The sequence below is a fragment of the Streptomyces sp. HNM0645 genome, from assembly GCF_030056615.1.
In the GTDB taxonomy this organism is placed as follows: domain Bacteria; phylum Actinomycetota; class Actinomycetes; order Streptomycetales; family Streptomycetaceae; genus Streptomyces; species Streptomyces marianii.
This window is the reverse complement of the sequence record NZ_JASHLT010000018.1, coordinates 97,585-110,766: the sequence shown is the minus strand read 5'-3', so window position 1 is coordinate 110,766 and position 13,182 is coordinate 97,585. Positions and strand designations below refer to the sequence as shown.

The 13,182-nt window shown below is 74.2% G+C and carries 12 protein-coding genes; 5 read left to right on the top strand and 7 right to left on the bottom strand.

The annotated features are described in order from the left end of the window. Nucleotides 1-162 precede the first annotated feature (162 nt). Complete coding sequence (locus QMZ92_RS15470) at nucleotides 163-1,224, top strand: GDSL-type esterase/lipase family protein (RefSeq protein WP_283297960.1); 1,062 nt, start codon at nucleotides 163-165, stop codon at nucleotides 1,222-1,224. 306 nt (nucleotides 1,225-1,530) lie between these two features. Here the strand turns inward: QMZ92_RS15470 and QMZ92_RS15465 are convergent, their stop codons facing one another. Genes QMZ92_RS15465 through QMZ92_RS15455 form a run of 3 tightly spaced genes read right to left on the bottom strand, consistent with a single transcriptional unit; the run spans nucleotide 1,531 to nucleotide 3,854 of the window. After that, nucleotides 1,531-3,042: a GuaB1 family IMP dehydrogenase-related protein gene (locus tag QMZ92_RS15465; RefSeq protein WP_283297959.1), complete on the bottom strand. Its 1,512-nt coding sequence runs from the start codon at nucleotides 3,040-3,042 to the stop codon at nucleotides 1,531-1,533. A gap of 36 nt (nucleotides 3,043-3,078) precedes the next feature. Then, nucleotides 3,079-3,441: a barstar family protein gene (locus tag QMZ92_RS15460; protein WP_283297958.1), complete on the bottom strand. Its 363-nt coding sequence runs from the start codon at nucleotides 3,439-3,441 to the stop codon at nucleotides 3,079-3,081. Beyond that, complete coding sequence (locus tag QMZ92_RS15455) at nucleotides 3,438-3,854, bottom strand: guanyl-specific ribonuclease (protein WP_283297957.1); 417 nt, start codon at nucleotides 3,852-3,854, stop codon at nucleotides 3,438-3,440. The genes QMZ92_RS15460 and QMZ92_RS15455 overlap by 4 nt, the downstream gene beginning before the upstream one ends. Before the next feature lie 69 nt (nucleotides 3,855-3,923). Between QMZ92_RS15455 and QMZ92_RS15450 the strand changes: the two genes are divergently transcribed. Continuing rightward, the gene (locus tag QMZ92_RS15450) at nucleotides 3,924-5,342 is read left to right on the top strand and encodes a type I glutamate--ammonia ligase (RefSeq protein ID WP_283297956.1); all 1,419 of its coding nucleotides are present in this window, start codon (nucleotides 3,924-3,926) and stop codon (nucleotides 5,340-5,342) included. Continuing rightward, complete coding sequence (locus QMZ92_RS15445) at nucleotides 5,343-6,464, top strand: amidohydrolase family protein (protein ID WP_283297955.1); 1,122 nt, start codon at nucleotides 5,343-5,345, stop codon at nucleotides 6,462-6,464. It abuts the gene before it with no gap. A 176-nt stretch (nucleotides 6,465-6,640) separates the two neighbouring features. Here QMZ92_RS15445 and QMZ92_RS15440 read toward each other — a convergent pair whose 3' ends face one another. Together QMZ92_RS15440 and rpe are read right to left on the bottom strand one after the other, a co-directional pair. Continuing rightward, on the bottom strand, nucleotides 6,641-7,687 hold the full coding sequence (locus QMZ92_RS15440) for a sugar-binding transcriptional regulator (protein WP_171053178.1): 1,047 nt from the start codon (nucleotides 7,685-7,687) through the stop codon (nucleotides 6,641-6,643). Nucleotides 7,688-7,762: 75 nt separating this feature from the next. Further along, nucleotides 7,763-8,446, bottom strand: a complete 684-nt coding sequence (gene rpe / locus QMZ92_RS15435) for a ribulose-phosphate 3-epimerase (protein WP_283297954.1) — start codon at nucleotides 8,444-8,446, stop codon at nucleotides 7,763-7,765. A gap of 266 nt (nucleotides 8,447-8,712) precedes the next feature. Here rpe and QMZ92_RS15430 point away from each other — a divergent pair, with 266 nt between their 5' ends. Beyond that, complete coding sequence (locus QMZ92_RS15430; RefSeq protein WP_283297953.1) at nucleotides 8,713-9,285, top strand: hypothetical protein; 573 nt, start codon at nucleotides 8,713-8,715, stop codon at nucleotides 9,283-9,285. Between the two features lie 71 nt (nucleotides 9,286-9,356). Here the strand turns inward: QMZ92_RS15430 and QMZ92_RS15425 are convergent, their stop codons facing one another. Continuing rightward, on the bottom strand, nucleotides 9,357-10,787 hold the full coding sequence (locus tag QMZ92_RS15425) for an RsmB/NOP family class I SAM-dependent RNA methyltransferase (RefSeq protein WP_283297952.1): 1,431 nt from the start codon (nucleotides 10,785-10,787) through the stop codon (nucleotides 9,357-9,359). Between the two features lie 303 nt (nucleotides 10,788-11,090). Beyond that, the gene (gene fmt, locus QMZ92_RS15420) at nucleotides 11,091-12,023 is read right to left on the bottom strand and encodes a methionyl-tRNA formyltransferase (protein ID WP_283297951.1); all 933 of its coding nucleotides are present in this window, start codon (nucleotides 12,021-12,023) and stop codon (nucleotides 11,091-11,093) included. A 220-nt stretch (nucleotides 12,024-12,243) separates the two neighbouring features. Between fmt and QMZ92_RS15415 the strand changes: the two genes are divergently transcribed. Beyond that, nucleotides 12,244-12,765 (top strand): hypothetical protein, encoded by a 522-nt coding sequence (locus QMZ92_RS15415; protein ID WP_138056348.1) that lies wholly within the window; start codon nucleotides 12,244-12,246, stop codon nucleotides 12,763-12,765. Nucleotides 12,766-13,182: the final 417 nt, after the last annotated feature.

Here is a 13,182-nt window from a genome sequence, read left to right as displayed (position 1 = left end):
CCCCCGGTAACCCCGGGGGCGGTCACCGGCCACCGGTGGTGAGGCCGTCGGCGGACGGCGGGGCGCGGAGGGGCGCAGCCGGACTGGAGGCAGCGTTCGCCGCATGCGGGGTAGGAGTCAGGTCCCGCGTACGATCCCGCACCCGACCGGACGGAGGCATCCGTGACGCCGGACCCGAACTGGCTCGACCCCGGACCGTTCCTGCGCGGCGTGGCCTGGCTCGACGGCGGGCGTCCGGTCAGGGCCGACCCCGGCGATCTCGACCGGCTGCCGTGGGACACCCGGGAACGCGCCGCGCTCCCGATCGGCGTACGGCTGGAGTTCACGGCTCCCGACGGCGCCCGAGCGGTCGAGCTGCGCTATCGGGCCCGGGTGCCCGGCTCGACCGACGCGCTTCGCGACCTCGCGCACTGCTTCGCGCTGTGGGAGGGCGACCGCTGTGCGGCCGAGTGGTTCACCGAGCCCGCCGAGGAGGCTACGGTCACGATCCCCCTGCCACCCGGCCCGGGACCGTTCACCGTCCATCCGCCGGAGTCACAGGCGCCCGTGGTCCTCGGGGTGCGGGGACTGGGCGGCAGGGTGTTCCCGGCACCGCGCCGGCCTCGCTGGGCGGTCCACGGCGACTCGATCACCGAGGGCTGGTGGTCCACCCGCCCCGCGCACGCCTGGCCCTCGGCCGCCGGCCGGGCCCTCGGCCTGGACTGCGTGAACCTCGGCTACGCGGGGTCGGCCCGCGGTGAACTGGCGACCGCGCAGCAGCTCGCCTCGCTTCCGGCAGACCTGATGACGCTCGCCTTCGGCACCAACTGCTGGTCGGGCGTCCCCTGCTCCGCTCCCCTGTTGTACGAGAAGACCCGCGCCTTCGTCTCCCTCGTCCGCCGAGGGCACCGGACCACTCCACTGCTGCTGGTCTCCCCCGTGCTGCGCCCGGACGCGGAGACGGCACGGAATCCGCTGGGCGCGACGCTGGCAGACCTCCGCGCGGCGATGGAGGAGGCCGTCCGGGACCTCGTCGCCGACGGCGACGACCGGCTGGCCCTGCTGCCCGGTGCCGGTCTGCTGACGGCGGACGACCTGGCGGACGGTCTGCATCCGAACGACAGCGGCCACGCCCGGATGGCCTCCGCGGTGACCCGGGCCGTCCGGGCGTCGGGCTTCGCCCCCGCACGGGCCGCAGCGAGCGCGGGGACGTGGAGCGCGAGGGAGGCGGCGGGGAGCGTCTGAGCCCCCGCACGTGCGGAGGCGGTGGGTGCGGTACGCAGAACCACCACGCGGCGGGATCCCCCGCCTGNGCGGGGACGTGGAGCGCGAGGGAGGCGGCGGGGAGCGTCTGAGCCCCCGCACGTGCGGAGGCGGTGGGTGCGGTACGCAGAACCACCACGCGGCGGGATCCCCCGCCTGTTGCGCCGCATCGCACGCCCGCAGCCCGGGAGACCCGGCCGGAGCGGCCGTGGCCCCGGGGAGATCCCCCGGGGCCACGGCCGTCGGCGGGCGGCACGGACCGGCTCAGGCCGGCCGTACGGCGGGTCGTCAGTTCCAGCTGGCGTGCAGCGGCTTGCCCTCCGCGTAGCCGGCGGCGCTCTGGATGCCGACGATCGCCTTCTCGGCGAACTCCTCCAGGGACCGGGCACCCGCGTAGGTGCAGGAGGAGCGGACACCCGCGATGATCGAGTCGATCAGGTCCTCGACACCCGGGCGGGCCGGGTCCAGGAACATGCGCGAGGTGGAGATGCCCTCCTCGAAGAGCGCCTTGCGGGCCCGGTCGTACGCCGACTCCTCGCTCGTACGGTTGCGGACGGCACGCGCGGAGGCCATGCCGAAGGACTCCTTGTAGAGCCGGCCGTCGGCGGTCTGCTGCAGGTCGCCGGGGGACTCGTACGTCCCCGCGAACCAGGACCCGACCATCACGTTGGACGCGCCGGCGGCGAGCGCCATGGCGACGTCGCGCGGGTGGCGGACACCGCCGTCGGCCCACACGTGCTTGCCGTACTTCCTCGCCTCGGCGGCGCACTCCAGGACGGCGGAGAACTGCGGCCTGCCCACGCCGGTCATCATGCGGGTGGTGCACATGGCACCCGGGCCCACACCCACCTTGATGATGTCCGCGCCGGCCTCGACGAGGTCCCGGACGCCCTCGGCGGCCACGATGTTGCCCGCGACGATCGGCACGTCCGGGTCGAGCGCGCGGACGGCCTTGACCGCCGCGATCATCGACTCCTGGTGGCCGTGCGCGGTGTCGACGACGAGCGTGTCCGCGCCGGCGTCGAGGAGCTGCTTGGCCTTGCCCGCCACATCGCCGTTGATGCCGACGGCGGCGGCGATGCGCAGCTTGCCGTCGGCGTCGGTGGCCGGCGTGTACAGCGTGGCGCGGAGGGCTCCCTTGCGGGTCAGGATGCCGCTGAGCCGGCCGTCCCCGTCGACGGCGGGCGCGAGCTTGCGGTTCGCTCCGTCGAGCCTGGTGAACGCCTCGCGCGGATCGATGTCGGCGTCGACGAGCAGCAGGTCCTTCGTCATCACCTCGGCCAGCTGGGTGAAGCGGTCCACGCCGGACAGGTCGTGCTCGGTGACGACGCCGACGGGCCGCTGCTCCTCGTCGACGACGACGCCCGCCCCGTGGGCCCGCTTGTGCAGCAGCGAGAGCGCGTCCGCGACCGTCTGGTGCGGGGTGAGCACGATCGGTGTGTCGAGCACCAGGTGACGCGTCTTCACCCAGGTGATGACGTCGGTGACGACGTCGATCGGGATGTCCTGCGGGATGACGACCAGACCGCCGCGGCGGGCGACGGTCTCGGCCATCCGGCGGCCCGCGATCGCGGTCATGTTGGCGACGACCAGCGGGATGGTGGTGCCCGTGCCGTCGGGGGAAGCGAGGTCGACGCCCTGACGGGAGCCCACGGCCGAGCGGCTCGGCACCATGAACACGTCGTCGTACGTCAGGTCGTACGGCGGCTTGATGTCGTTGAGGAAACGCACGTGCTGAACATCCCAGTCGATTCGGAGGGGTCCCGGACACTCGCCCGGGAGAAAACGCACGTACTTCATTCTCCCATGAGCCGGGGGTCGGACCGTGCGGGCCGATCATCCAGCACTGCGGGTCACCCTCTCGTCGGATCCTCCAAGGGCGAGCAGCACGGCGAGCTGCCCCGGCATGGTGTCCACGGCGTGGGTGAAGACCTCCTGGGCGATCGCCCATTCCCCCGGCCGGGCGGCGGCGTACCCCTGCCACCGGCAGACGAGCACGAGGGTGCCCTCCTCGCCGGGGAGGTCGGTGAGGCAGTCGGCCAAGGCGTCCCAGTTCCGGCCGAACCACGCGGGGAGCCCCAGGTCGCCGGCGCAGCGCTCCATGAAGGTCTTCTTGTCGGTGACGCCGTGGAGGTCGAGCACGGTGATGTTCCGCCCCGGGGTGGCACCGAACAGTGCGGCGAGGGGATCGTTTCTCATCGGAGTACCACCCTGAACGTCTCGTAGTGGTCGTCTGTGTAGTAGACCTCCCCCTCCCGGCACGTGACGATGCGGCGTGCGCCCCGATCGCGCTCCCCCGGCGTGGGGACGGTGTACTCCCGGTAGTGGCCCCGCTCCCGCTCGGGCAGGATCCCCTCGAAGTTCCCGAAGGTGCTGCCGTCCTTGCGGTACGGGAAGGGTCCGCGGTCGTCGATCAGCCGCAGGGTCTCACGGGCCTCCGGAGGCAGGTCGGCGACCCGGACGGTGGACAGTCCGGCGGGCGCCGGGACCGCGGGGCTGTTCGCCGCCGTCCCGGTCCCCGAGCCGGCGCCGGCGTCCGAACAGCCGGTCGGCAGCAGGGCGATGAGGGCCGACAGCAGTACGAGGAGGAACCGCGGGGGCCGGTTCGGCATGCCGCCGATGCTGTCACGCCGGGCCGGCGGAGGCGGTGAGGACGGTCCCGCGCGGCTAGGGAATGCCCCGTGCAGCACAGTGACGAGACTCAGCACGCGGCCCGCAGTGAGGCCGCCCGGCTCGACGCCGAGAACGTCCACGGCGTGGCCCTGACCTGGGTGGACAATGCCGGTCTCACCAGGGTCAAGGCGGTCCCCACCGGCCGCCTCGCGCATGCCGCCGCCCGAGGGGTCGGCATGTCCCCGGTGTTCGACGTCTACCTGGTGGACGACTCGATCACCACCAGCCCGCATATCGGCGGCCCGGACGGCGATCTGAGACTGGTGCCGGACCTGGAGCGGCTCACCGTGCTCGCGGCCCAGCCGGGCTGGGCCTGGGCCCCCGTCGACCGCTACGACCAGGAGGGCCGGCCCTACGCCGCCTGCCAGCGGCTGTTCGCCCGCCGGATGGCGCGGCGGGCCGCCGACCGGGGCGTCGAGCTGCGGATGGGCTTCGAGACCGAGTGGATCGTGCAACGGGACGGCACGTACCCGTGGAAGGGCCCCGCGTACGGGATGGCCCGCGTCGTCGAGCTCTCCGACTACGTGGACGAGGTGCTGCGCGCACTGGGAGCCCAGGGTGTGGAGGTGCTGCAGATCCATCCCGAGTACGCCGTCGGGCAGTTCGAGGTCTCCGTGGCCCCGGCGGATCCGGTCGGGGCGGCTGATCTCGCCGTGCTCGTGCGCGAGACGGTCCGTGCGGTCTCCCTGCGGCACGGACTCACCGCCCTGTTCGGCCCCGCCGTGGAGGCGGGCGGTGTCGGCAACGGGGGCCATCTGCATCTGAGCCTGTGGCGGGACGGCCGCAACCTGTGCCGGGGCGGGGACGGCCCGTTCGGGATGTCCGGTGACAGTGAGTCGTTCCTCGCCGGTGTGCTGGACGCTCTCCCGGCGCTGCTCGCCATCGGAGCGCCGACACCGGCGAGCTATCTCCGCCTCGAGCCGTCCCACTGGGCAGGGGTGTTCCGGTGCTGGGGGCTGGAGAACCGCGAGGCGGCACTGCGGTTCATCACCGGCGCGCCCGACGATCCGGAGGGTGCGAACGCGGAGGTGAAGTGCTTCGACCCGGCGGCCAATCCGTATCTGGTGACGGGCGCCGTGATCGCGGCCGGGCTGGCGGGCATGGCGGCGGGCGCGAAGCTCCCGGAGCCGGTGCGGGGCGACCCGGCGGTGACGGGCGGCCCGGCCGCGCTCGGAGACGCGGCGGTCGCCGGCGAACCGTCGCCGACCGGTGGGGAAGCCCTCCGGGAGAGCACGCGCACCGGGCCCGAGCGGCTGCCCCGGTCGCTTCCTGAGGCGCTGGAGCACTTCGAACGTTCTGACCTGCTGCGTGAGGCGCTCGGCGACGCGCTCTTCGAGGCGATCGCGGCGGTGCGCCGTGCGGAGAGCGAACTGTTCGCGGGCAGGGCCCCGCAGCAGATCGCCGATGCCACCCGGGGGCGGTACTGAATGCCCCTCGCGCTGCCCCCGCTCGTCGACCACCACTGCCACGGGGTGCTGCGGCACTCACCGGCACGGGACGGGTTCGCCTCGTTCCTGACCGAGTCGGACGCACCGCCCGCGCCCGGTACGAGCTTCTTCGACAGCCAGCTGGGGTTCGCCGTGCTCCGCTGGTGTCCGCCCCTGCTCGGCCTGGAGGCGCACTGCCCACCGGAGCGCTATCTGGAGCGCCGTCGCGAACTGGGGCCCGAGGAGGCGACGCGGCTGCTGCTGCGGGCGAGCGGCACCGGCACCTATCTGGTGGACACCGGGCTGCCGGGCGACCTCACCGGGCCCGCCGAGCTGGCGGAGCTGGGCGGTGCGGACGCGGGCGTGGTCGTGCGTCTGGAGTCGCTCGCCGAGCGCGTGGCGGACGCGAGCAACGACGCCGCCGGCTTCGTGGAGGTGTTCGACCACGCCGTCGTGGCCTCGGCCCGCACGGCCATCGGCTTCAAGTCGGTCGCGGCGTACCGGTACGGGCTCGGGCTGGACCCCGATCCGCCCGACGCCGCCGAGGTCCACGCGGCCGCGGCCCACTGGCTGGCGGAACGCGGCCCCGGTGGGCGGCTCACGGACCCGGTGCTGTTGCGGCATCTGCTCTGGGCGGCGATCCGCACCGGACTGCCGCTCCAGTTGCACACGGGCTTCGGCGACCCCGATCTGCGGCTCGACCGCTGTGATCCGCTGCTGCTGACGGACTTCATCAGGGCCGTCGCCCCGCACGGCTGCCCGCTGGTGCTGCTGCACGGCTACCCGTACCACCGGAACGCCGCCTACCTCGCCCACGCGTTCACTCATGTGTACGCGGATGTGGGTCTCGCCCTGTCCCACACGGGCGTCAGGGCTGCCGCCGTGCTCGCCGAGGCACTGGAGCTCACCCCGTTCGGCAAACTGCTGTACTCGAGCGACGCGTACGGGCTGCCGGAGCTCTACCTCGTCGGCGCCAGGGTGTTCGAGGACGCGCTCACCCGGCTCACCGACGACTGGACGTCCTCCGGTGCCTGGTCGGAGCGGGACGCGGCACGGATCGCGGGTCTGCTGGCCGCGGGCAACGCGGCGCGGCTGTACGGGCTGGTCCCGGCGGGGTCGTGAGCCGCGCCGGCGGGTACACGGACCCCGCAGGCGGGCAGGTGCGCCGTTCCGCGGCCGAGCGGATCCGTGCCGCCGACGGCGGATCCGTACCCGCCGCTCCCACCCGCCACGGCCCGTGCGCGGCAGGCGGCACGGGCCGTGGCGGTGCACTTCGGCCGGGACCGGATCCGTGCCGGTCAGTCGTCGGGGTCGGCCCGCTCCAGCGCCGGGCGTGGTGCGGGGCGGGACTCCGTGAGCAGGTAGTCCGCGGCTGCGGTGTCCGTCACCAGGCTGGTCACCAGCCCGGACCGCAGAACCGCCCCGATCGCCGCCGCCTTGCGCTGACCGCCGGCGATGGCGACCACTTCGGGAATGCGGCGCAGCCGGTCGGCCTCGACCGTGATACAGCGTTCGCCCAGGTCACGGCCGACACGCCGGCCGTCGGCGTCGAACAGATGGGCGGACATCTCGGCCGCGACGCCGAGCGAGGCGTAGTGCGCCCGTTCCTCGTCGCTCAGCATGTCGTGCACCGTCGAGATGCCGGGCTCCCACGAGCCGATCGAGACACAGGCGACCGTGACCTTGTCGAAGTACTCGAAAGCCCTGGCGATGCCCGTCTGGTTCCGCAGCGCGGCGGCCGTCGCCGGGTCCGGCAGCAGCATCGGCGCGTAGATGGGGTGCGCCTCGCCGCCGGACACCTGTGCGGCGCGCCGCACCGCCTCGACCGAGCCGCGCTCCGCGGTCCCGGCGTCGTACACCCCCGTGAGCTGGACGACCGTGCAGGGCGGCAGCCGGTCGAGCGCGGCCGCCATGTGGATCGTGGAGCGGCCCCAGGCCAGTCCCAGCACGTCTCCCTCGGTGACGAGCTCACCGAGGAGATCCGCCGCGACCTCGCCGAGGTTCTCCGGGTCGGGCGACTCGTCCTCGCCCTCGGTCGGGGACTCCACGACCACCGCGTGCCGCAGTCCGTAGCGGGCACGGAGCGCGTCGGAGCGCTCCGCGTCCAGCTCGGCGGGGACGCGGATCTCGATCCGTACCAGATCGCGTTCGAGCGCGGTCTCCAGGACCCGGGCCACCTTGAAGCGGCTGACGCCGAACTCCTCGGCGATCTGGATCTTGGACTTGCCCTCGAGATAGAAGCGTCGGGCCATGGCCGCCGCCTGCACCAGCTCCGCGGGTCCCATCCGCAGGGCCGACCGTCCCGCCGACATAGCAGACACCGCGTTCTCCTCACTGCTGTTCACACTCCGGAACCGCCATCCTGACAGATCCGGGTGATGTTGATCAGCCCGGTAGGGCCCCGTTCACCGAGCTGTGGCTCAGTGGTTGCACGCCCAGGGTGCCGACGCGATCGTCCGGTCGGCCTGCTCGCGCAGTGTCCGGACGGCCTGCACCGGGTCCTCGGCCCCGTAGACCGCGGATCCGGCGACGAACACATCGGCGCCGGCCTCGGCGCACCGCTCGATCGTGGACTCGGAGACGCCGCCGTCGACCTGGAGCCACAGCTCCAGACCGTGCTTGTTGATGAGCTCCCTGGTACGGCGGATCTTGGGGAGCATGATGTCGAGGAACGCCTGGCCGCCGAAGCCCGGTTCCACGGTCATGACCAGCAGCATGTCGAGCTCGGGCAGCAGGTCCTCGTACGGCTCGATGGGCGTGGCGGGCTTGAGCGCCATGGAGGCGCGCGCGCCCTTGGCCCGGATCTCCCGCGCCAGCCGCACCGGTGCCGCGGCGGCCTCCGCGTGGAAGGTGACGGACCCGGCACCGGCCTCCACGTACTGGGGAGCCCAGCGGTCCGGACTCTCGATCATGAGGTGACAGTCCAGCGGGGTGTCCGTCGCCCGGCTCAGCGACTCGACGACCGGGATCCCCAGCGTCAGATTGGGCACGAAGTGGTTGTCCATGACATCGACGTGGAGCCAGTCGGCACCTCGGACCGCCTTCGCCTCCTCGGCGAGTCGGGCGAAGTCGGCGGACAGGATGCTGGGGTTGATCTGGGCCATGTGCCAAGACTGCCATGCTCCGGAGTACTTCCCGGCCTCGGAGCCGGCGGAAGCCGCCCTTTCCTCGGTACCGCCGGCCGCGCGGGGCGCACCAGTCGCCACGATTCCGGCATTCCGCACCGTCCGATGGCCTCGCACGGGATTCGGCGGACCGGCCGGCAGGACCGTCGAACGGCAGCGGCGCCGCCGTGCGCGGGCCGGCCGCGCCGTCCGCGGGCGCAGGTCCTCCCGGGCGGGGCGGCTGCGGCCGTACCCCTCGCGGCCGCATGGCGGTGCGCCGCCTCGTCCTAAACGACCCCGACCGGGGTCTCGGGGACCGGCACTGCTGGTTCGCCGCCTCCCAGCGCCTCGGGGACCTGAACCTCCGGGAGGCCGACGCCGATCTGGCGGTGATCGTCGAGGGAATCGACTGGACCGGGATCCCCGTCGGCGGCACTCGGCGGGACGGCGGCGCCGGTCTGTCCGGCGGGGACGGGCTCCGCCCGTCCCGCGTCACCCACGAGGCCGTCCGCGACGAACGACAGGCCGACCCCGGCCGCGACCGGGCTTCCGGTCACACGAACTCCAGCGCCCACCGCGGTACTTCCCGGCCGGCTGCGGCGTTGCGCGGTGCCGCCCTCTCCGCCGCCCTGTGTGCCGGGGCGGACGGGCTCCTCGGCGCTGCGGGCCGGACCGTGTGCCTGGACCGTTCGTCCCCGGGCGCAGGAGGGGGCGACTTCGCGCACGGCCGCCCCGAGCCCCGGTGCACGACCGACGAGTACGCCGCCGGCAGCGCCCCGACCGGCCGCCCTGGACCGTCCAGGACGCCGGACGCGCCGATCTGCCGCACGTTGCGCTGAACCGGGACGCGCCGCCGGCCCGCTGCGGCGTGCGACGCGGTGACGCGGTGACGCGCCGGTCTCCGGCGGCGTCAGGCCGTGCGGCGCAGCAGTGCCAGGTACATCGCGTCCGTGCCGTGAAGATGCGGCCACAGTTGGACGTCCGGGCCGTCTCCCAGGGCCGGTACGCCGGGCATCAGGGGACGGGCGTCGATCCACTCGGCCCGGACGGACCCGCCGCGCGCCTCGATGACGTCTTCGACGACCGCGCGGGTCTCGGCGAGATGCGGCGAGCACGTGGCGTACCCGACCACTCCGCCCACCCGTACCGATTCCAGCGCCTCGCGCAGCAGGGCCCGCTGGAGCGGGGCGAAGCCGTCCAGGTCCTCGGGGCGGCGGCGCCAGCGGGCCTCGGGCCTGCGCCGGAGAGCGCCCAAGCCCGAGCACGGCACATCGACGAGGACGCGGTCGAAGGTGCCCGGACGCCAGGCCGGGCGAGTGCCGTCGGCAGTCACGACCTGGTACGGGCCGGGATTGCCGGCCAGCGCCCGCTCGACCAGACGGGCCCGGTGCGGCTGCTTCTCGGCCGCGACCAGGACGGCGCCGCGCTCGGCGGCCAGCGCGCCCAGCAGGGCGGCCTTGCCGCCGGGGCCCGCGCAGCCGTCCAGCCAGCGCTCGTCCGGGCCGTCGAGCGGCGCGCCCGCGAGGGCGACCGCGACGAGCTGGCTGCCCTCGTCCTGCACCCCCGCTCGTCCCTCCCGCACGGGGTCGAGAGCGCCCGGCTCACCGCCCTCGGCGAGCCGCACGGCGTACGGCGACCAGCGCCCGGGCAGCCCGCCCCCTTCGCCCAGCAGATCGAGCAGCTCGCCCGCCGACGACCGGCCGGGCCTGGCGACCAGCGTCACCTCGGGCCGCTCGTTGTCGGCCTCCAGCAGGTCCTCGATCCCGGCGCGGCCGCCGCCCAGCGCGTCCCACAGGGCCGAGACGACCCAGCGGGGATGGGAGTGGACGACGGCGAGATGGTCCTCGGGGTCCTCGTCGTAGGGCGGCGCGACCCGGTCCAGCCAGCCGTCGAGGTCGTGCTGCGAGACCCGGCGCAGCACCGCGTTCACGAACTTGGCCCGGCCGTCGCCGAGGACGACCCGGGCCAGCTCGACGCTCGCCGACACCGCGGCGTGCGTTGGGATGCGGGTGCCCAGCAGCTGGTGCGCACCGAGCGACAGTACGTCGAGGACGGGCGGGTCGACCTCGCGCAGCGGCCGGTCGACGCACTCGGCGATGATCGCGTCGTAGGTGCCCTGGCGCCGCAGCGTGCCGTACACCAGCTCCGTGGCGAGCGCCGCGTCCCTGCTGTCGAAGTCGCCCTGTTCGCGCGCCCTGCGCAGCAGCGGGGGCAGGACGAGGTTGGCGTACGCGTCACGCTCGTCCACGGCCCGCAGTGCGTCGAAGGCGAGGATCCGCACGGGGTCCTTCTGCGGGGGGCGGTAGGGCTGGGAGGGACGGCGACGGCTCTGCTGACTCAAAGGTGCTCCGCGATTCTGAAGGGTCGAACCCCTTCAGCCTACGTCGGCCGGCCGGGCGTCCCCGCCCTCGCCCCGGGACCGCCCCCGGCCGCGGCTCGGGGCGCGGGCTGGTGCCGCGGCAGCCGAGGTTCGCCCCGTCGCGACGCCCGGTGCGTCGACTCACGGCGCTGCCGCATCGACCGGGCAGGCCCACCACGAGGTCGATCCGGCGCCCTGCGACCCCTCCCCCGCCCCGAAGGGCCGGGCAGGACCCCGTTTTGCGCCGGACGCCGCTCCCCGACGGGCAGGCCGCCCGTCGCGGCACTACGAGCCGAGCATCTCCCCGGGAGCGATCCGCACGCCACGCGCCCAGTCCGCCGCACGCATCGGCTTCTTGCCCTGCGGCTGTACCCAGTGGAGTTCGACGGCGTGCGAACCGGTACCGGCGTACACGTGGTTCTTGCCGGCCGAGAGCTCACCGGGCGCCAGCTCCTCGCGGTCCGGCAGCGGCTGGACGTTGATGAGCTTGAGCCGCTCGCCGCGGAAGAGCGTCCACGCGCCGGGCGCGGGGGTGCAGCCCCGGACGAGGCGGTCGACGCGGAGGGCGGGCGTGCGCCAGTCCACGTGCGCGTCCTCGACGGTGATCTTCGGCGCCATGGTGACCCCGTCGGCCGGCTGCGGCACGGCCTCGAGCGTGCCGTCCTCGATGCCGTCCATGGTCGCGGCCAGCAGCCCCGCGCCGGCGAAGGCGAGCCGGGTGAGCAGATCGCCGCTGGTGTCCGTCGGACGCACGTGTTCGGTGATCACGCCGTAGACCGGGCCCGAGTCCAGCCCCTCCTCGATCTGGAACGTGGAGGCGCCGGTCATCTCGTCGCCCGCGAGGATCGCGTGCTGCACCGGCGCCGCTCCGCGCCAGGCCGGCAGCAGCGAGAAGTGCAGATTGACCCAGCCGCGGGCCGGGATGTCCAGAGCCGCCTTGGGGAGCAGCGCGCCGTAGGCGACCACGGGGCAGCAGTCCGGCGCGATCTCGCGCAGCCGGGCCAGGAAGTCCTCGTCGCGCGGCCTCGCAGGCTTCAGGACCTCGATGCCGGCCTCGTGCGCGCGCTGGGCCACCGGGCTGGCCACCAGTCGGCGTCCGCGTCCCGCGGGGGCGTCAGGGCGGGTGACGACCGCCGCCACGTCGTGCCGGCCGGCGGCGATCAGGGCGTCCAGGGCGGGTACGGCGACCTCGGGGGTGCCTGCGAAGACAAGTTTCACTGGTAATACCTCGCTCTGTGTGCCGGGGTGATCGCGCGACGCACCAGTCTATTTGGCCGCACCGACAGGGGCGCGCGGACTGCCGCGCGCCCCGGACATGTGCGCTTGCTCCTCCGCAGCGTGACCAGAACCCCCGGTGGCGCGTTGTCAAGAGAGATTGACCGAAGCGGGCCGCCGGATCGGCCCGACCCTTTTCAACGCCGGTTCGAGAGGCTTGTTCATGGCCGACCACGCAACCCACGACGCCCAGGCCCGGGCGAGTCTGCATCTGTTGGTGCGGGACATCGAGCGGGTCCGCCGGCAGGTGGACGCTCTGCGCACGCTCACGGCCCAGTTGGGGAACGTCTACCGTCCGCGTCGCTCGGGCCCGTCCACGGGCTTCGTCGTCTACGGCCGGGCGCCCGCCCCGACCGTCCGTCTGGCCCAGGAACTGCGGGACAGCGTCGAGACGTTGGTGACCGCCGCGGTCGACTTCGACCGCTCGCTGGGCTTCTCGTGGGACGCGGTGGGCTCGGCTCTCGGCGTCACCAAGCAGGCGGTGCACCGCCGTTACGGATCACGGCGCACCACTCCGCAGCCCACCGCCGTGCCCGCTGAGCCGGAGCAGGGGGCGACCCGCACGATGCCGGTCGCCCCCGCGGTGCCTGCGGCACGTTCCATGCCACCGCAGCCGGCGCCCGGCGCCCACCCCCTCCGCGAGGAGGTCCGCCCGAGCGCCTTCCCCGGCCCGCGCAACGGCTGACCCCTCCCCCGACCGCCCCGGCGCACCCTCGCGGGCGCCGGGGCGGTGCCGTGCGGGGTGGCACGTCTGCGGACGGTGCCGTGCGCGGTGCCCCACCATGCGGGTGCGCCGCGGCCGCGAACGGTGACGGGACGTTCCGGCAGGTGGTTCCGACCCCGATGCCCACCGGCGCCGGGCGCGCTTCCGGCTGCCCTGTCCCGACGGATCCCCGGGCCCTGCCGCCGCCCGCTCCCGACGGGGCTCCGGTTCGTCGGCGCTCGCCCTCCGGCGCTGTCGCACGTACTGTGCCGACCACCGCCCGCCCGCACCGGCCCGACCACTTCCCGGGGCCCGCCGCGCGACCGGGCTCGGCCACGTCGTTCCAGGCCGGCCGCGGCCGGCGCATGGTGGGGACGGCACGTCGCAGACCCGGGGGCG

Coding starts and splice junctions, on each gene's coding strand:
- QMZ92_RS15465 (WP_283297959.1), bottom strand. CDS start 3,042: ATGAAGTACGTGCGTTTTCTCCCGGGCGAGTGTCCGGGACCCCTCCGA.
- QMZ92_RS15460 (WP_283297958.1), bottom strand. CDS start 3,441: ATGAGAAACGATCCCCTCGCCGCACTGTTCGGTGCCACCCCGGGGCGG.
- QMZ92_RS15455 (WP_283297957.1), bottom strand. CDS start 3,854: ATGCCGAACCGGCCCCCGCGGTTCCTCCTCGTACTGCTGTCGGCCCTC.
- QMZ92_RS15445 (WP_283297955.1), top strand. CDS start 5,343: ATGCCCCTCGCGCTGCCCCCGCTCGTCGACCACCACTGCCACGGGGTG.
- rpe (WP_283297954.1), bottom strand. CDS start 8,446: ATGGCCCAGATCAACCCCAGCATCCTGTCCGCCGACTTCGCCCGACTC.
- QMZ92_RS15430 (WP_283297953.1), top strand. CDS start 8,713: ATGGCGGTGCGCCGCCTCGTCCTAAACGACCCCGACCGGGGTCTCGGG.
- QMZ92_RS15415 (WP_138056348.1), top strand. CDS start 12,244: ATGGCCGACCACGCAACCCACGACGCCCAGGCCCGGGCGAGTCTGCAT.